The sequence below is a fragment of the Haloechinothrix sp. LS1_15 genome (genome assembly GCF_033042135.1).
GTDB lineage: Bacteria > Actinomycetota > Actinomycetes > Mycobacteriales > Pseudonocardiaceae > Haloechinothrix.
Genome location: NZ_WBXM01000003.1, coordinates 91,152 through 109,313, shown reverse-complemented (window position 1 = coordinate 109,313; position 18,162 = coordinate 91,152). Strand labels below are relative to the sequence as shown.

At 69.6% G+C, this 18,162-nt stretch carries 17 protein-coding genes; 5 read left to right on the top strand and 12 right to left on the bottom strand.

The window, feature by feature from the left end; translation table 11 throughout:
* The first annotated feature begins 57 nt into the window (after positions 1–57).
* Positions 58–675 (top strand): NAD(P)H-dependent oxidoreductase, encoded by a 618-nt coding sequence (locus F8178_RS05705; protein WP_317493604.1) that lies wholly within the window; start codon positions 58–60, stop codon positions 673–675.
* On the opposite strand, the gene F8178_RS05700 is transcribed toward F8178_RS05705, so the two are convergent.
* The 12 genes from F8178_RS05700 to F8178_RS05645 form a co-directional block, all read right to left on the bottom strand.
* Positions 629–1,414 carry an SDR family oxidoreductase gene (locus F8178_RS05700; protein ID WP_317493603.1) on the bottom strand — a complete coding sequence of 262 codons (786 nt, stop codon included), beginning with the start codon at positions 1,412–1,414 and terminating at the stop codon, positions 629–631. The genes F8178_RS05705 and F8178_RS05700 overlap by 47 nt on opposite strands.
* Before the next feature lie 12 nt (positions 1,415–1,426).
* Positions 1,427–2,887: a peptide ABC transporter substrate-binding protein gene (locus tag F8178_RS05695; RefSeq protein WP_317493602.1), complete on the bottom strand. Its 1,461-nt coding sequence runs from the start codon at positions 2,885–2,887 to the stop codon at positions 1,427–1,429.
* Positions 2,884–4,119 (bottom strand): MFS transporter, encoded by a 1,236-nt coding sequence (locus F8178_RS05690; RefSeq protein ID WP_317493601.1) that lies wholly within the window; start codon positions 4,117–4,119, stop codon positions 2,884–2,886. The genes F8178_RS05695 and F8178_RS05690 overlap by 4 nt, the downstream gene beginning before the upstream one ends.
* The gene (locus F8178_RS05685; RefSeq protein WP_317493600.1) at positions 4,116–5,672 is read right to left on the bottom strand and encodes a pyridoxal phosphate-dependent aminotransferase; all 1,557 of its coding nucleotides are present in this window, start codon (positions 5,670–5,672) and stop codon (positions 4,116–4,118) included. Before F8178_RS05685 ends, F8178_RS05690 begins: the two co-directional genes overlap by 4 nt.
* Positions 5,669–6,619, bottom strand: a complete 951-nt coding sequence (locus tag F8178_RS05680) for an NAD(P)-dependent oxidoreductase (protein ID WP_317493599.1) — start codon at positions 6,617–6,619, stop codon at positions 5,669–5,671. Before F8178_RS05680 ends, F8178_RS05685 begins: the two co-directional genes overlap by 4 nt.
* A gap of 8 nt (positions 6,620–6,627) precedes the next feature.
* Positions 6,628–7,335 (bottom strand): class I SAM-dependent methyltransferase, encoded by a 708-nt coding sequence (locus tag F8178_RS05675; protein ID WP_317493598.1) that lies wholly within the window; start codon positions 7,333–7,335, stop codon positions 6,628–6,630.
* Positions 7,332–8,120 carry a class I SAM-dependent methyltransferase gene (locus F8178_RS05670; RefSeq protein ID WP_317493597.1) on the bottom strand — a complete coding sequence of 263 codons (789 nt, stop codon included), beginning with the start codon at positions 8,118–8,120 and terminating at the stop codon, positions 7,332–7,334. The genes F8178_RS05675 and F8178_RS05670 overlap by 4 nt, the downstream gene beginning before the upstream one ends.
* Positions 8,068–8,703 carry an NAD(P)H-dependent oxidoreductase gene (locus tag F8178_RS05665; RefSeq protein WP_317493596.1) on the bottom strand — a complete coding sequence of 212 codons (636 nt, stop codon included), beginning with the start codon at positions 8,701–8,703 and terminating at the stop codon, positions 8,068–8,070. Before F8178_RS05665 ends, F8178_RS05670 begins: the two co-directional genes overlap by 53 nt.
* Positions 8,700–10,103, bottom strand: a complete 1,404-nt coding sequence (locus F8178_RS05660; protein ID WP_317493595.1) for a TldD/PmbA family protein — start codon at positions 10,101–10,103, stop codon at positions 8,700–8,702. Before F8178_RS05660 ends, F8178_RS05665 begins: the two co-directional genes overlap by 4 nt.
* Positions 10,087–11,550 carry a TldD/PmbA family protein gene (locus F8178_RS05655; protein ID WP_317493594.1) on the bottom strand — a complete coding sequence of 488 codons (1,464 nt, stop codon included), beginning with the start codon at positions 11,548–11,550 and terminating at the stop codon, positions 10,087–10,089. The genes F8178_RS05660 and F8178_RS05655 overlap by 17 nt, the downstream gene beginning before the upstream one ends.
* Positions 11,547–13,538: a tetratricopeptide repeat protein gene (locus F8178_RS05650; protein ID WP_317493593.1), complete on the bottom strand. Its 1,992-nt coding sequence runs from the start codon at positions 13,536–13,538 to the stop codon at positions 11,547–11,549. The genes F8178_RS05655 and F8178_RS05650 overlap by 4 nt, the downstream gene beginning before the upstream one ends.
* 650 nt (positions 13,539–14,188) lie before the next feature.
* Positions 14,189–14,743 (bottom strand): hypothetical protein, encoded by a 555-nt coding sequence (locus F8178_RS05645; RefSeq protein ID WP_317493592.1) that lies wholly within the window; start codon positions 14,741–14,743, stop codon positions 14,189–14,191.
* 214 nt (positions 14,744–14,957) lie between these two features.
* Between F8178_RS05645 and F8178_RS05640 the strand changes: the two genes are divergently transcribed.
* From F8178_RS05640 to F8178_RS05625, 4 genes are all read left to right on the top strand, one after another.
* Complete coding sequence (locus tag F8178_RS05640; RefSeq protein ID WP_396345078.1) at positions 14,958–15,659, top strand: class I SAM-dependent methyltransferase; 702 nt, start codon at positions 14,958–14,960, stop codon at positions 15,657–15,659.
* Between the two features lie 234 nt (positions 15,660–15,893).
* The gene (locus F8178_RS05635; RefSeq protein ID WP_317493590.1) at positions 15,894–16,133 is read left to right on the top strand and encodes an acyl carrier protein; all 240 of its coding nucleotides are present in this window, start codon (positions 15,894–15,896) and stop codon (positions 16,131–16,133) included.
* A complete protein-coding gene (locus F8178_RS05630; protein ID WP_317493589.1) occupies positions 16,130–17,362 on the top strand; it encodes a beta-ketoacyl-[acyl-carrier-protein] synthase family protein in 1,233 nt (410 codons plus the stop codon). The genes F8178_RS05635 and F8178_RS05630 overlap by 4 nt, the downstream gene beginning before the upstream one ends.
* Before the next feature lie 19 nt (positions 17,363–17,381).
* Positions 17,382–18,146 carry an SDR family oxidoreductase gene (locus F8178_RS05625; RefSeq protein WP_317493588.1) on the top strand — a complete coding sequence of 255 codons (765 nt, stop codon included), beginning with the start codon at positions 17,382–17,384 and terminating at the stop codon, positions 18,144–18,146.
* Positions 18,147–18,162: the final 16 nt, after the last annotated feature.

Sequence of the window (18,162 nt, the reverse complement as noted above, 5' to 3'; positions counted from 1 at the left end):
TTACGTCGATACACCCGAAAACTTGTTAGCTCGAAACGTTCATGATTCAATGGAAACGTGCGTATATTTAGCTTACAGGGCAGTTTGGGCGAGCCCTCCAGAACCGCATGCCTGGTCGCGCTGGCCGAGCGCGTCCTCCGACACCTGGGCGCCGATGTCGAGACGACAGATCTACGTCGAGTACGTATCCCCACGGTGGACCCACGGCTACACGATGCGGGCGCCCACCCGGATCCCGAGGTGCGGTCCCTGCTCGACTCAGCGGCTTCGGCCGATGCGTTCCTGTGGGCCAGCCCGGTTTACCACAATTCGTACTCGGGAATTCTGAAGAATGCGCTGGACCACCTGACCATCGGGCATGTCGCCCACAAACCGGTCGCGCTGTGCGCGAACGGTGGGCGGCAGGGCAGCACCCAGCCGACCGACCACCTCAGGATCGTCGCCAGGGGACTGCACGGCGTGGCGATTCCGCACGTGCTCGTGTCACGCAATGACGCGTTCAGCATCAGCGAAGGGGCATACCGGATCGCCGACAGGGCGGTCGTGACACGAATGGTCACCCTGTGCCAGCAGCTGGTCGACTACGCGCACGCACTCGCTTCGCTGCGCGATCCGGCCGCCCAGCCGGTCAGCTCGAGCCCGTCAACGGCTCCGAACGAGTCCGCCGCGGGGTGACCGTCACCTCTCCCAGAGTCACCATGCGCGAGGCTTCGACCAGGTGAACGGTGGCCTCGGCGAACTCCCCGGCCGCCAGCTGCGCGCTCCGGTCGTGCTGCTGATCCTCGCTCACGGTCCATCCGGGATGAACGACCAAGGTATCCACTCCCCACTCGGCCAGGCTGGCGCGCAATCCGCGCGCCAGCCCGACGACACCGCCCTTGCTCGCGTAGTACGCCTCGCGGTCGGGTCGTGCCACCGGCCGGGTGACGGGCTCCGATCCCACGAACAGGATCGTTCCACCATGCCGTTCCAGCACCGGCACCGCCGCCCGCACCAGGCGTGCCGTAGCGGACAGGTTGGACTCCAGCACCGCCGACCACTCTTCTGGTTCGAGCTCGGCGAGCGGCACCGCGGGGAACACCCCGGCACACGCCACCACCAGATCGATCCTGCCCCATCGCTGTACCGTCGTTTCCACCAACCCGGCCGCAGTATCGGCCTCCGTCAGGTCACCGAGCAACGGGAGGAAGCCGTCCCGTAACGATCCATCCTGCGCGGTTTGCCTGCACTGCTTGGCCGTTTCCTTCATACGGCCGCGGTTCCGTCCCTGCGCGGCGACCCGGCAGCCGCGGCGGTACCAAGCGACGGCGAGCGACCGCCCGATTCGGCCACTCGCCCCGGTGATCAGCACGACCGGCGTCCCGTCCCGCACCGGGTGGCCTTGCCTTCCCGCCTGCTCCGCGTCAGCACTCATGACACGTCATCCTCACCACGAAGCCCAACGCAGCTCCGGCGCGACTCCCGCCTGCCGGAAAACGACACCCTCCAGCCCCGGGCGGCGCAGCCAGGTCCGCACCCGCTGCAGCAACGGGATGACATGGTGGCTCGCCAGCAGCCGGTGCTCGGCGCGCGCGAGCAGCGAGTCGCGTCGGCCCGGATCGCCGGTGGCGCGCGCTTCGGCGACGAGCCGGTTGTACGTGCCGTCCGACCACTTCGACTGGTTACCCGCGGCCCGGTCCGAAACGTGCTCCCGCAGGAACGCCAGTGGCGAGTCGAAATCGGCTTTCCAAGCGACGATCGCGATCTGGTAATCACCCTGGCGTATCGACGTGTACCGCTCGGCGTATCCCCGAGGCACCACGCGCACGTCCGCGCCACTCGCGGCGAGCTGGCCCGCGACGACCTCGGCCTCCGCCCGGTTGTCCGTATTATCCCCGCACAGCAGCGAGAGGGACAACCCCGCCAGGGGTGCCGTGTCGGCGTCGCGCGGCACGGTCACCTGACGCGTCGCGGCCAGGTAACCGGAGGTCCCGTCGCTGCGCGGGACCAGACGGGTGAGCGGGACACACGCGGGCGCGGCGCGTGAGGCGACCTCTTCCGGCTCGACAGCGGCCGCGATCGCGGCACGTACCCTGCCGTCAGCCAGTTGCGGGTCCCCGGCGTTGACGAGCATGTAGACGATCGAACACTCGGGTGTTCGGGTCACGCAGTCCGGATCGATCTCCGCAACCCGCCGTTCGCTCGTGTCGGCGAGATCGACCTCGCCCGCGAGGAACCGCTCCACCGGGTCGCCACCGAGCCGCACCACCACCTCATCGGGAGGGGTGAGCTCGCGGTCCCAGTACCGGTCGTTTCTCACCAGGCGGACGAGGTCACCTTCCCGGTACTCCACCAGGTCGAACGGCCCGCTGCTCGGCATCTCGGTCACCGGTGGCGCCGACACACCGTCCATCACGTCGGCGCGCAGCGGCGCGAACGGTGGGAGCGTCCACAGCTGGGGAACGTAGGGAACCGGCTCGTCGAAGACGAACCGGACTGTATCGGACGATTCGACCGACACGCCGACCGGCGGACCGGCGCGGCCCTTGTGGTACTCCTCGGCGCCCTCCAACACGTACATCTGCCAGGCCGCACGCAACCCGTGGTCGGGATGCAGGGCGCGGAGCACCCCGAACCTGACATCCTCCGCGGTGATCGGTCGACCGTCCGACCAGGTCGCCTCCGTCCGCAACCGCACCACCAGCTCGGTGTGGCTGCCGTCTGCCTCCCAGTCCGCGGCCAACGCGGGCACCGTCCGCCCCGTGCGGTCCGTGCGAGTCAATCCCTCGAGCCAGCCGATATGGATGCGATACGACCACTCGTCGACACCCGCCTGCGGATCGAAGTTCGGTGGCTCTCCAGGGAGCCATGCCTGTATCCGCCGCTGTGTCGCGCTGCCCATTCTCATCGACGAACCTCCTCGACCTGTTCCTCCGCCTGCTGTCCGCCCTCCGGCAACGCCCACACGACCGGCTCGCCCGACCGCCACCGCTGCACCACGAACCACGGCACGGCCACGAGCAGCAGCACGGCGACCGCGTGGAACGCCCAGATCCCGGCAATGCCGAGTGCCACGCCGACCAGCCACGCGCCGCCGAACAGCCCGATCTCATGGAGCGAGAAGTACGTGCTGGTCGCCACGCCCCGCTGGGCGGCGGCGGAGCGATCCGCGTTCCAGGCCAGCAGGGCCGGGCTGGTCGCACCCATGCCCGCACCGAACAGCACAGCCGCGACCCCGGCCTGCAGGTGCGTGTCCGCCGTCCCCAGCACGGCCATGCCTGCGGCGCACACAACGAACCCGGCGAGTATCACACCGCCGCGCCCGTGGCGATCGGAGATCGGGCCCGCCAGCAGCCGGGCGATAATGCCCGCGCCCGCGTAAACCGAAAGGTAGATTCCCGGCTGGCCGAGCCCGGCGTGCTCCACCGTGAGCGGGACGAACACCGTGAACCCGGCCGATGCCACGCCGACGACGAGGCCGAACAGGCCTGGCTCGATCGCCCTCGGCGCGATCAGCGACTGCCAGCGGGGTCCAGCGGGGGTCGCCGCCCGGCCGCCGTGCACCGTGCTTGGGACGAAGCCTGCCAGACCTGCCAGCAAGGCCACGATAGCGGCCGCCGTGAAGGCGCCCACGTACCCCGATACGTCCCGCACCAGCACTACGCCCGCGGGCGCGACGATCCACGCGGTGAACATCGCGGTTCCCCACCATCCCATCGCCACACCACGCTCGGCAGCGCGCGCGTACCGGCCGACCCACCCCCCGGCCGCTGTCGTGAACATGCCCAGCCCGATTCCTTTGACCAGCCAGCTGAGCTCGATGATCACCAGGCTTGTGGTGAACGGCGGGACCGGCGTCGTGACGATCCACAGCGCGGCGCCTGCGAGCAGGAACCACCGCTCGCCGTACAGATCGACCGCCCAGCCACAGGCGATACGGGTCACGAGCGCGAGCAGGGCCGCGCTCCCGTACACCAGACCGATAGTCCCCGCCGAGTAACCGATCTCGTCGAGATACAGCGGTAACAGTGGCACGTGGGCGAACACCACCAGCCAGAAGCCGAGCGTGCCGAGCCACATCAGTTGGAAATTCCGATCCCGGAGGATCCCGTGCCCGCCGGTAGTCACACTGGTACTCACGACACCTCCTGCCATAGCTTGACGACGCGGCTCAGCCCGGAAAGGGCCGTTTCGGTCGGCCCCCCGACGGACATCCGGAGCCACCCCGTCCCCGACGGACCGAACCGGTGGCCGGCCATCACCACCACCCCAACCTCGTCACGGAGCCGGTTGACGAACGTGTCGTCGTCGCAACCGGCAGGTACCGGAACCCACAGGTAGTAACCCGCTTCCGGCCACCGCCACCGACCGACGTCGCCGGTGATGTGCCTGCCGCGGTCCCTTGTCGACGACAGCTGCTCGCGGACGTCCGCGGTAACCTCGGATTCCGTCTTCAACAGTTCGAGCGCGGCCAGCTCGCCTGCCCGCGGGGCGCCCATCGCCAGTGACCAATGCGCACGCGCGATGCGATGGCACCACCGTTCAGGAGCCTCGACCCACCCCACACGCAACCCGGCAGCGGCGAACCGCTTCGAGCAGCTGTCGAGGACGACCGTGCGATCGGCGATACCGGAATGTGCCGGCGATCGGTGAGTACCTGTCCACAACAAGCTCGTATACACCTCATCACTGATCACCAGGAGGTCGTGGTTCACCGCGGCCCGAGCGAGGGCGGCGAGATCGCGCTCTCCTGCCACCCACCCGGTCGGGTTGTGCGGGCTGTTCCAGACGATCGCGTGCGCCCCTGCCGCCCGCTCCAGGTCGGTGCGGTCGAGCGCCTCCCCCATACCCGGCACCCGGTAGCTCGCCACGCGGAAGCCGCACCTGCGCAGCGCCGACCGGTACGCGGGGTACCCCGGATCGGGCACCAGGACGGTCGCACCCCTCGGGAGCAGGGCGATCACGGTAGCCACCAGGCCGAGCGAAGCGCCGTAGGTGACGGCCACCGCCCGCCGCCCCGGCGTCTCGCGGAACCGGGCACGGTCACCGATCGCCTCCCGCAGCTTGGGCATCCCCGCCGGCTCGCTGTACCGGGATCGGGCTCCGCTCGCACGGACCATGGCGTTCGTGAGATGCCGGTGCTCGTCCAGCACTACCTCGCCAAGCGACATGTCGATAACAGGACCGGGCCGCCGTGTGGCCGTGTCACGGGCGGCGTCTGCCGTGGACGTACCGGCCTCGCCCGTCGTACCTGTCACGCGGAGCTCGGTGCCGCCCAGCGATCTCGCCAGCCGCGCTAGCTGGCGCCGCGCGCGCAGCGCGTCGGGCAGTGCACCGCCGAGCCGCACCCGGATCTGTTTACCGGCGAGCACCGCCGCCGGTCCCCCCTGGCCGTATGCCGGACCGCCGAGCAGCTGCAACGCGTTGAGCAAGGCGCCGGGAGCGCCCGAGGACGTCGCGGTCGCCCGTAGCTCGATCGAGGCCGCACGGGACACGGCCGACCGCAACGCGACGACCCGCTCGTTACGGTCACCGGCGTCCGCGGAGAACGGCGGGAGGTCACGCGTGCCGACCACCGCCGTGTCCCGTGCCGTGCCCGCCGCGGGAGCTCCAGCGGCGCGCTCCGGATCGGCATCGATCACCAACCCGGCTGCCTCTCCAGTGGTGCCGTGACCCGGTTCCGCCGATCTCATGTGACCACCGCCAGCGTGTCCTCCGCCGCCGCATCCCGAGCGAGCCACCGCAGGCCGTCAGCGAGCCGGACCTCGGGTCGATAGCCGATGGTGCGTCGCGCGGCGGCACAGTCCAGAACCGGCTGTTGTGCAGGCCGCTCCCCATCGGCCACCGTCACCGTGGCGTGCGGCACTGCCGCCGCTACCGCCTCGGCCAGCTCGTCCGCGCTGTGCGCCCTACCGGAGCCGACGTTCAGCACCCGCCAGCCCTCTACCGGTGTCGCAGCATCGGCGAGCACCGCAACGGCCGCGTCACGGGCGTGGAGGTACTCGCGTCCGCCCAGCATCGTCGGCACGCGGGTCTCGCCGACGCGTACGGCCTCTGCGACCGCGCCCGCCAGCGCGGCCCCGACCGCCGAACCACCCTTGTACTGGCCAGGACCGTACACACCGGCCAGACGCAGCGCCGAAACCGACAGCCTGCCCGAGGGCAACCGCGCGCCCGCGAGGCTACGGCCGACGCTTTCGGCCGCGAGCTTCGTCACGCCGTACAGCGACCGCGGCTCGACCGGTTCCGCCTCCGTGACGGGCTCGTGCGGGCTCAACCGGTCCCACGCGTAGACGGCGAGGCTGCTGAGCAGCACCACCCGGCCGACGCCGTGCCGGATCGCGGCCTCCACCACGGTCGCCGTGCCGGCCACGTTGATCCTGGTTGCCAGCGCAGGAGACCGGTAACACCGGCGCCCCACGACCGCCGCCGTGTGCACGATCACGTCGGGCACAGCTCCGCCGACCGCGGCGTCGACGGCCAGCGGGTCCGAGACGTCCGCGCGGATCAGGTGCGGTGTCGACCCCAATCGCCAGGCGACGTAGCCGCGACCGGGCCGCGCGTCGAGCAACGCCACCTCGTCGCCCCGGGCGGCGGCCAGCCGCGCTACCTCGGTGCCGACGAGGCCAGCACCAGTCACCAGGAACCTCATCCGCTCGCCCCGTCACGCTCGGGTGCCTCGCGGTCCCTGCCGCCAGCCACCGCACGAACCAGGATCAGCTGGCTCAACGCCGGGAACGGGTCGACGAGCCTGCCGAGCCGTCCCTGGTTCGATCCCAGGTAGCCGGTCGGCCGGAACCCGTTCCTGGCCAGCAGGTCACCGAAGCTGGGTTTGTTCAGCACCCGGATGTGCCCACCGTGCCGGTCCTGCGGGCCCGCTCCCCACATCGGCAGCGACCGCCCCGCCAGGACCCGCAACCGGTTGCCGAGGCTGTTCAGGTTGGGGGTGGAGGCCACGAGGACACCACCAGGACGCAGCAGCCTGCCCAGCTCGGCGAGGAAACCGTCGGTGTCGAAAAGATGCTCGATGATCTCGCACGCGTGAACGCCGTCGAACCGTCCGTCCGGCAACGGTACGGGTTCCTCCAGATCGTGCTCGAGCACGTCGATGCCGCGCTGCCGCGCCTGCTCAGCCATCCGGGTGTTCAGCTCGATGCCGGTCACCTCGTACCCGAGCTTCATCAGCAACGTCGCGACGTAGCCGCCCGCGCAGCCGACGTCCAGGATCCTCGCGGGTGGCGGCGGAAGCGATTCGACGAGGAAGTCGAGCCGCCGAGGTAGATGCAACAAGCCGCGTTGCGCCGCGTTGCTGAGCGAGGCAGCGTCACTTCTGATGTAGTCCTGTTTACTGGTCACTTCGCACCGCTCCCGGTCGTGATCGTGGTCGTTGCCTCGGAATCCGGCTGGCGACGTGGTGCCGCCACACTGATCGACAGCCCCGAGTTGTCGATCGACAGCTGCGCGGTCGCGCGGAAGGAGCTCCCGTCGCGTATCCGTTCGAGGAAGGGCGCCAGCTCCTCGGCGAAGACGGGCTCCGCGGTATCGTGCGCCAGCACCACAGCCTGCTCCGCCAGCCGGGGAAGCGCGTTCTCGAGCAGCGTCGCGTACACCGACTTGCGGTGTACCGGATCGTCTGCGTCGAGCAGGATCAGGTCCCACCCGTCTTCCTCGCCCACGACCTCGTGCCCGTCGCGGGCGACCACCTCCACCAGCCCGGCCGCGCCGAGCCTGGTGAAGTTCGCCTCGGCGATCGAACACGCGTCCTCGTCGGTGTCGCATCCCACGATCCGTGGCGGCGCACCCGCCGCAGGCGCGGCGGGTGCGCGCAGGTGGTCGAGGATCATGCGTCCTGCCAGCCACACGAGCGTGTTCCCGCAGTACGACCCGATGACCAGCACCCGACTGGGGCGGCAGGAATCACCGATGGCGAACAGGGCGCGGGCCATGATGGGGGTGATCGAGCTCTCCGGAACGGAGAACGTGCCGCGTACGGCCGCGCGTAACTCGTGGAACGCCGCCGTGTCGAAACGGCTGGCAGGTGGAAGCAATCCCACCGCCCCCAGCCGGGAGGTCAACTTCGACACCGCGCTATCGGCCTGCCGCTTGCCGAGACGGCGAGTCCGGCTGCCCTGCCCGCTCATCCGCGACACCCCTTTCCTCGTCCGTGCCGTCACCTGCCTGGCGGCGTTCGGGGTCCGCCATCAGTCCGACATAGGTGCCGAACCGCCGGAGGTCCTTTCGCAGCTGCGCCCGGTCCGCGTGTGACCGGGGATTTCCGATCGTGAAGGCGTACGGCGCCCACCACGCCCCCACGGCGCTGACCACCTGACGGAGCTGGTCCTCACCGTGATAGGCCGAAGAGTCGTTCATGCCGACCACCAGCCCGGCAACCACCCTGCCGCGCCACGGATCAGGACCGGTGAGGTCGAATACGTTCTTGACCACTCCGGACAGGGCGTCCCAGTAGGAAGGTGCCGAGATGACGACGGCCGAGCTCGCCGCGATCCGCTCGCACACGTGGTTCAGGTCGGCGTTGCCGTACTCCCGCCCGGTGCGTCCGTCCCACCACGGCAGCGTCAGTTCCCGCAGGTCCAGCCATGCCGATTCGTGCCCTGTCACGCGTACACCACGCTCGACCTCGCGAAGCATCTCCCGGGCCGCCGACCTGCTGTCATCTCCCGGGGCAGGCTTGCGGCTGCCACACAGTAGAGTTATTCGCTTCATCGTGAACCTTCCCGTCCGGCGGTTCCTGACACGGCGAGGGCGTCCACGAGCAAGCTGGGACTACCGCAGCCACCCCGTCCGGGGCGGAACTCCAGATCGGATCCGACGTCCTGGATCCCGGACCAGAGCCGCCGGTACGAACCAGCCAGCGCGGTGTCGGTCACCGGCCACGCCCGCTGCCCACCCTCGACCCAATAGCCGCGGACGGAGACGGAGAACCGACCGCTGGCGGGGTTCGTGCCGTGCAGGCCGAGGATCTCCTCGACGACGAGACCGTCACCGAGGGATCTCTCCAGCTCCACACGGCTGGTTTCGCCCGGCTGGATGAACAGGTTGCTCGACCCGGGACGTGGCAACGCGCGGTACGAGGAACGGACCGCGTTGGCGGTCTCGGCCGCACCCGCGTCGGCGGCGGACCGGCTGTCGTAGAGCACTCCGGTGACCACACCCCGGTCGATCAGCCTCCTGGTGCGGGACGGGAGCCCTTCGGCATCGAAGGGGCGGCTGGCCAACCCTCCCGGCAGCCTCGGATCGTCGATGACCGTCAACACCTGGCTGCCGAGCCGCTCTCCCTCCCCCGCTATCAACGACCGTCCCTTGCGGACCAGCTCGCCGGAGAGCATGAGTTCCATCCGGTCCAGCAGGTTGACGGCGGCCGCCGGGGCGATCACCACCGGGAACGTGCCCGTCGGCGCCGCACGGGCTCCCCGCGATGCCAGAGCTGCCCGGGCGGCGTGCAGCCCGACCTCCCCGGCTGGCAGCTCGACCAGCTCGCGGGACCATGTCGCGTCACTACCGGCCTGGGTGCGGCCGTCGCCGGTGCACAGGACCTCTGCCCAGGCGTAGTGCAGCGCCCCCTCACTGCAGGCGTCCACGCCGTGCGAGTTCGCTACCGCGGTCACCGCGTGCTCCAGCCCGTAGTGAATCCGGGGGACATCCGCGACGCCCGCCACGGAACGCGCCGCCTCGTTGATCGTGGCCACCGTCGCGGTCGCCCGCCTCGGGTCCCAGCGTGCCAGCTCCGGTGAGTGCAGCCCGGGGACCGGCGTCACCGCGCCGTCCGGCGCCGGTAACACGGATCCGCCGACGGTACTGGTGACCGGCCGGGTCACCGTGGCCGTTCCGAGAGCCTGTTCGGCCAGTGAACGCAACGTCAGTGACGGGGCACCGGGTTGTGCCAGTGACGTGTAGGCGTACCCGATGGCTCCCCCGCTGACCACTCGCAAGCCGACACCGCACGAGTCGGAATGGCGGATCCGTGTCACCGTCTCGCGACGGGCGCGTGCCGACCACGTGTGGTCGACACTCGCGTACGCCTCGGCTTCCTCCGCGCCGAGCGTTCGTGCCGTGTGCACCGCGTCCCGCGCGGTCTCGCGTGCCAGCTCACCCTGTGCCGACATCGCTACCTCCTACCGTGACGCTTCGGACGCGAATGGTCGGCTGCCCCACCGAGACCATGGCCTTCTGCCCTTCCTTGCCGCAGACCGAGGGAACCAGGGAGAGGTCATGGCCGACACGATCCACTCCGGACAGGACTTCTCGCCCGTTGCCGACGATGGCGACATCGGCGAGCGGCTCCGCGAGCTTGCCGTTGGTGATCCGGTATCCTTCCCGGACCGTGAACGTGAACGAACCCGTCGCCGGGTCAGCGACACCGCCCGAGAAGCTTCGGGCGTAGATGCCGTCGGGGGTCTCGCCGATGATCTCGTCGGGGTCGTCATCTCCTGCCGCGATGAACGTGTTCGTCATCCGCGGCACAGGAAGGTGCCGGAACGAAGCGCGTCTGGCGTTTCCGGTGCGCCTGCCCGCGAACGTGCGCGCGGTGTCCCGGTCGTGCAGGTAGCCTGCCAGCACGCCACCGTCGACGAGGACGGTGCGCGAGGCGACGGTCGCTTCGTCGTCGACGGCGGCCGAGCCCCAGGCCGCGGGCACGGTCTGGTCGTCGATGATGGTGACGCGGTCGTCGGCGACCCGGCTGCCGAGCATGCCGTCGAAGGCCGCGCCAGGCAGGTGCAGGCAATCAGCTTCCAGCGGGTGCCCGCACACCTCGTGGAGCAGGACGCCGCCGACTCCCGGGCCGACCACCATGGTCCGCTCGCCAGCAGGCGCGGGCCGCGCATCCAGCAGCACCACCGCCTGCCGCGCTGCCTCGGCGGCCACCTCCTCCGGGCGTGCGACCCGCTCCAGCAGTTCCAGACCGCCGGTACCGCCCGGCGCCCAGGAACCATGGCCGGTCCGTCCCCGCCGGTCCCGCGCCGTCGCCTGCACCCGCAGCCGGAGCCGGGACCGGTGTTCGGTGGCGTAACTCCCCTCCGTGGTCGCGATCTGGAGGTCGTGCGCGCTCTCGAACAGCCGCGCGGTCAGCCCGGTGATCATCGGGTCGGCGGCGCGCCCGGCCGCCACCGCGCGTTCCAGATACCCCACCCGTGCCGACCAGCTCGCGGAGTCCGACGGTGTGCGCACCGGCGACGGCGTGGTGGCGGTGACCGGTGCGAGCCTGATGTCGCTCCCGTTGGGCACCCCGGTCCCGAGCAGCTCAACCACGCGGCGCGCGGTGCTCAGCAGCTCCGAAGGCGACAGGCGCTCGGTGCAGGCGTGCACGCTCGTATCGCCCCGCACCGCCCTGATACCCGCGCCGCGCTGGCTGCCGTAGCTACCGTAGCTCGCACTGTCCTCCTCCAGCAGCAGCGAGCGCGCCCTCCGGTCCTCCACGAACACATCGCCGTACTCGGCACCGGCACGCCGCAGCTCGGTCAGGATCTGCTCGAGGACCGCACGCGGCACCAGCTCCGATTCGGCCCCATGGGAGCCCGTGGCTACCGGTTCGATCGCACGCGGTTCGGTCACGGCCGTGCTCCTTCCGCTTGCCGCAGGGGTTCCGGACGGTCCACAGCGGCCGACGACAGGTAGACGTTGAGGTCCACATCCGGTGTCGGTTCGAGATCGATGCCGGGGATGTAAGCGGGGAGTTTCGGGGCGGGAGGTTCCGGGGCTTCCTCCAGGTCGGCGGGGGTCAGCGAGGTTAGGGTCGGGTGCCCGGTCAGCCGGATCCAGCGCAGGACGGCCGCTGCGGTCCACTCCCAGCCCGAGCGCCAGGCCGCCGCGACCAGACCTCGCGCCTGGCTCCGGCATGCGAGGGGATCCCGGAGTCGCCACGCCATCCGCAGCCCCGATCGGAACTGCGTGACCGCATCGTGGATCCTGCCGGAATCCAGCAGCACGAACGCCAGAGCGTAGCGGATCCGCTCGGCGTGGAAGCGGTCGTCCGACTCCTCGGCCAGATGCAGGGCCTCACCGAGCAGCCGCAACGACTCGCCGGGACGGCCAGCCTTCCAGGTCAGGACGCCGACCCGGTACCGGTACACGGACTCGAAACGGTAGCTACTGCCGGGACGGCGCAGGTACTGCCCGAACGCTCGCTCCCAGAAGTCGATGGCGGAGTCGAACTCGCCGAGCATCTCCAGCACGAACGCGATATTCGCGAGCAGGTTGTACCGCAGATAGATCCGCCGAGGTTGCCTGCCGTAGGTAACCATCCTGAACGCGGCGAACTCTGTGCGAAGCACATCGTACAGCACCGCGGGCCGTTGCTGTGGCACGAGCCCCCGAGCGCGGAGTGAGGCCACGAGCGCGCGGCCGTTGAGCAGCCATGCGCGTTCGAACGGGACATCGTCGACGCCCTCGAGGGAGTCGTCCGGAACAGAATCCGATTCGGAGAGTGCATCGAGGGTAGCCAGGCCGAGGCGGTACTCGCTGTCGGCGGCATCGAGATCGTACTGGCGCTTGGTGAGCAGCAACCCCCGAAGGTAGTGCAGGTGCGCCCGCGATGCCGACCGGTCGGTGGCCTCGAGTGCCTCGGCCAGAGCCCCGGCAGCCAGGTTCGGTTCGCCGATATTGGCGTCGCACAGCCCGACCAGGCGCCACAGATCGGCACGCAGGCCCGATGGCGGGTCGGAGAGCAAGTGCTCGGCCAGCAGGTACGCCCTGTCGTAGTTGTGTCCGACCAGCTCCTCGGCGACCGCCGCGAGGGCGGCTCCGCTACCGTCCGGCAGTTCCACCGGATCCGGCAGCGCGGGCAGCACATGCTCCGCACGCGCGCCGGATCCGAACTCCGTCACCTGCGGGGACCATTCGAGCCGCAGCCGCTCCCAGAGACGGGTGCGAGCGAGGCAGCGGCGCCGCGCCAACGAGCGGGCAGGCTCCTCGTCGACGGGTTCGGCAGGCGTGGCGCGCGGATCCCCGTGGCACAGTCCGACCAACCGGATCCCGTCGGTCGGCTCGGCGAGCCAGATCAGCCGGTTGAGCACCCGCAGAGTCGGGCGATCGAGCAGGTCGAGGCCGTGCACCACGACGTCGGTCGGCCGCTCGCGAGCCAGCAAGCGTATCGCTTCGAGCAAGAACCGGGCGACCTGATCGATGCGAACGGCGGACTCCAGCGATTCCCTGCTGATACGCCGGATGATCGCGAACGTCACAGCATGAGCGTCCAGCGCGGACCTGCGGGGGCCTGGTTCGGACAGCAGCGAGGGATCCAGGAAGCGCAGCCCGTCGGCGTACCGGGCGACCAGCGGCCTGCCCGCCTCGCCAAGGCGGGTTATGAGCTCGCGCGCCAGCCAGGACGCGGCGTGGTAGCTGGGCAGGCCGCTCGCCGGGTGGTAACCGGGAACCGGCAGCGTGCAGCGGTCGGGCGATCGCGGGTCGACTCCGCTCGCGGCGAGAACCCGCTCTGAGGGCATCGCTGCCAGTTCACCGAGCCCGACGAGCCAGGATACAGCCCTGGTGGAACGCCCGGCCGCGGCCGTACCGCTCTTATCGTTGGAACTGCGGGCGGTCATCACTCCCCCTGGGGGTCGATCGTGTCAGGGTGGTCAAGGTTGCGGTGGGGAGCACCGCCCCACCGCAACCCCGGTCGGGAAATGACCTCACACGTCGTTCCTGGTGAGTATCACCAGCTGATCGCGCGCTCGGCCGTCTCGACTTCATCCTCGAGTTCGTCGGCGTCGACTTGTGCCAGGAGGTCGTCGACCTCGACGAGCAGGTCCTTCGGCAACTGCGACATACGGTTCACCTCCCTCCGATGAGGACTGTGTCGACGGCCACCGACAGTTGACAGAACCGGAGATCTCCGAGCGAGGACGCTAGCAACGCGCACAAAAAAGGTCAACGAAAAAAGTTTTGATGAGAAACCGAAAAGAAAGATCGAGTTCTAGTGCAGCAATCATTCGTACCGACCACATACTCCCCCTTTTACATCATGACACGAACCACTCCGGATACCCCGAACGTTCTATTTCTCGAACCGTGGTCGAGTGCCGATCGGAATGACGTCGAGCGCGTCGAGTATTCAAGTTCACACGTTCAGAGCAGAAATCCGCACACGCGCAGCCCCGCTACAGGGCGAGTACGATCGTGATTCGAGCGATGGCGTACCCACCGCCGGGCGACCATCCCGCACCAAGGATCGGTAAGCCGCCGGACGCCCCGGTCACGGGCGATCGGACCACGGACTGATTCGCCCGACGATCTGAACCGCTTCCTCGTCGTTCAGCGCGCGCAGCGCCGCATCCGAGATCTCGCGATGGGTGAGCCAGCGCGTGCCACCACCGGCGGTGTCGGTGAACCCGAGTACGACCGCGCGGTACCGACGCGGCTGAGCGAAGGCATCCGGCACGTGCGCCGCATCGTGGCTGGGGTCTCTGCCCGCGCTGCCGCGGAGGTTGACCACCACGGCGTCACGGGTGAGCAGCCGGGCGATCGCCGTGTGGACCGCAGCGGTATGCGGCGAGTGCACCCACGTGATCGCGCCGCGCGGTGCGCCGCAGCCAGTGGCCGCGATCGCCGCGGCCACTGCCTCGGCCAGATCGTCCGGCCGAGCCCAGTCACCGGTTACCGGCATGACGCCGGGAACCTGTCCAAGGCGCTCGGGACGTCGCGCCACGCTGAGGACGAGTGAGCCGTCCCTCGCGAGGGTTCGGACGGCAGGTCCGAGCATGCCGGTTCCCCCGACAACCAACACCGGTGAGGGGTAGTGGGAAGACACCGGCCGGAAACGTACCGATCACCGCCCGCGCCGTCAATCTCCGTGGCGACAGCACAGGCCACGAGCCTGCTATCGCCCCGGCGTCCCAGCGACGTTCGACGCATAGGATCACCTGCATTGCCGGTAGCGAACAGTGGGAGTGGTCGGGGTGGCCGAGCTGTACGACGGTATCGGGGCAGGGTACGCAACCACGCGCCGTACCGATGCGCGATGGATGTCGGCCATCCTCGAGGCGCTGGGGCCGTCCCGGTCGGTGCTGGATGTGGGCTCCGGGACGGGTTCTTACGAACCGGCCTGCCGCGCGGTGTACGCGGTCGAGCCGTCCGAGACGATGATCCGGCAACGACCGGCTACCGCGGCACCCGTGGTGCGCGCCATGGCCGAGGCGCTGCCGCTGCGAGATGACGCGGTGGATGCCACGCTGGCGGTACTCACCGTGCACCACTGGCCGGACTGGCGACGTGGCCTGGCCGAGCTGCGCCGCGTGGCCCCGCTACGTGTCGTGCTCGCCTACGACACGCGACGGCACAGCGAGTTCTGGCTCGTTCGCGACTACGTCCCCGAGATCGCCGAGCTGGAGCTGCGCCGTCCCTCGGCCGACGACATCGCCGGAGAGTTGGACGCCGAGCCTGTGACGCCGCTGCCGGTGCCCGCGGATTTCACCGACGGCGTGTTCCCCGCCTACTGGAAACGCCCGGGCGCGTACCTGTCCCCGCAGGTGCGGCGCGGTTGTTCCGCACTGGCACAGGCCCCCGCGGGGGCGGTCGAGCGCGGCCTCGTCCGGCTGCGCGAGGACCTACTGTCCGGCCGGTGGCACGAGCGCTACCGGGAGCTGCTCGACCTCACCGAATGGGACGCGGGCTTCCGCCTCATCGTGTCCAGGCGAAGCACACCGTCCCCGGGTACTACGACATAGCCCCCAGGCAAGCGGCGCGGGCCCGGCGATGGGCCGCAGGGGGCACGGGCGCGATGACGGGAACTCCACGCTCGACCAGGATGCGGCGTCCGTCCACAATGCACAAATAATCACTTTAAGTAACTGATATATTACCTAATGTAGCTCGTTGAGTGGTACCGACCCGGATTCGGCCCGTGTGAACCTGGAAACCCTCGCCCACCACAGTTTCCCTTCCGCACAGGAGACGCAGGCATGCCCGACCTGCCGAGCGAACTGACCAGCATCCTCACCGCGAACTTCGACGTCCCCGACGCCGAGATCTCCCCTGGTAGGTCCCTCAACGATCTCGGCATCGACTCCGTGGCCACCGTGGAACTCGCCGACCTCCTGCAGCAGCAGTACCGGATCACCATCGACGACGAGGAGCTGAGCACCAACAACACGGTGGAACAGCTGATCGGCCTCGTCGCAGCGAAAACGGACGGCACATGAGCGGGCACGCGCCCGCAGCCATCACCGGGATCGGATTGGTCACCCCCGCAGGCATCGATCGAACCACCAACTGGGAAACGGTTCGCGCGGGAATCACCACCGCACGCGCCGTCGACACCCTCGCGGGCTCCCCTGTCGAATTCGCCAGCGTCGTCCCGGACACCTTCGACGTGGACCGGCTCACGGGTCGCCGCCTGTCCCGCCACTACGATCGCAGCACCCAGCTCGCGCTCATCGCGGCCAGGGAGGCACTCGACGAGGCCCGGCTCACCCCCTCCGAGCGTGCCGACGCGCGCATGGCTGTCGTGATCGGCACCGCGTTCGGCGGAGTCGAGACGTTCGAGGAGAACCACGCGCGCTTCCTGTCAGGCGGCCCGCAGGCGGTCAACGCCCGGTTCCTGCCGAGGGGCCTGGTGAACATGGTGGCAGGCAACCTGTCCATCGAACTGGGCGCGACGGGCCCCAGCATGATCGTCTCCACCGCCTGCGCGTCCGGTGCGACCGCGATCGGGATCGGGCTCGACCTGCTGCGGTCCGGTGCCACCGACATCGTGGTCTGCGGCGGCAGCGACGCCAGCGTCACGCCCCTGCACGTGGCCGGTTTCCACAAGCTCCGTGCCCTGTCACAGGGACGGCAGCACCCCCCGGCCAGCGCCTCACGCCCGTTCGACGCGGGCCACGACGGCTTCGTCATGGCCGAAGGCGCGGCAGTCCTTGTCCTGACACGCGAGACCGACGCCGCCGCGCTCGGTACCCGCCCCTACGCCACGGTCGCCGGGTACGGCACCACCTCCGACGCGTACCACATCACCGCCCCGCACCCCGAGGGCCACGGGGCCGCGACCGCGATCCGCGACGCCTGCCGTGCCGCCGAGCTCGCCCCGGAGGAAATCGACCACGTCAACGCGCACGCCACCTCGACCCCGACCGGCGATGTCGCCGAGGCCGAGGTGATCGCCAGGACCACCCCGAACGCGGTCGTGACCTCCACGAAAGGCGTGACCGGCCACACCCTTGGCGCGGCCGGGGCGATCGAGGCCGCCTACACCGCGCTCGCGCTGCACACCCGGACCGTGCCGCCGACCGCGAACCTTCACACCCCGTGTGACAAGGCTGGCGCGCTCGACCTCGTCATCCGATACGCCCGATCCGGACGATTCGACACCGCTCTCTCCAGCAGCTTCGGGTTCGGCGGGCACAACACCGTCCTCGCCTTCACCTGCTCCTGACTCGCGAAAGGACACTGCCATGGCGAAGATCGCCGTCATCACCGGTGGCACCGCAGGCATCGGACTCGCCTGCGCCGAGGCTTTCCTCGCGGACGGGGACACCGTGGTGATCTCCGGCCGCTCCGCCGAACGCGGCAGCAAAGCACTCGCCGGGCTCGACGCGGGCGCTCGCGCCCGATACATCCCCTGCGACGTCACCGACCCGGCCCAGGTCCGCGAGCTCATCGAGGAGACCGTCACCGAGTACCGGCGCATCGACGTACTGGTCAACAACGCCGGAGGGGTCATCGACCAGGGTCGCCCGCTGAGCGAGCTCGACGAGGACAACCTCGACCGGGCTTTCACGCTGAACGTCAACTCGGCATTCTGGGCCTGCCGCGCAGCCCTGCGTCACATGCTGCCGCGCGGGTACGGCCGCATCATCAACATGGCCTCCATCGCGGGCAAGATCGGCATCCCCGGCCTGATCGGCTACTCCACCACCAAGCACGCCCTGATCGGGTTCACCAAGACCCTCGCCAAGGAGACCACCACGCGCGGCGTCACCGTCAACGCCGTTTGCCCCGGCATCACCGACACGGAGCTGGTCGAACGTGAGGCCAAGGCGCCGATCGAAGCCGCCGGGTTCGACTTCGGGCAGCTGGCGGCCCGGCTCACCGGCGACCTCGGCCGCATTATCGATCCCGCCGAGGTCGCCGCCATCGTCCGCACCCTTGCCTCGCCGCAATGTGCCGCGATCTCCGGAACCACGATCAACATCGATGGCGGGTACACCCAGTTCTGACCCGTGTCGAACGACC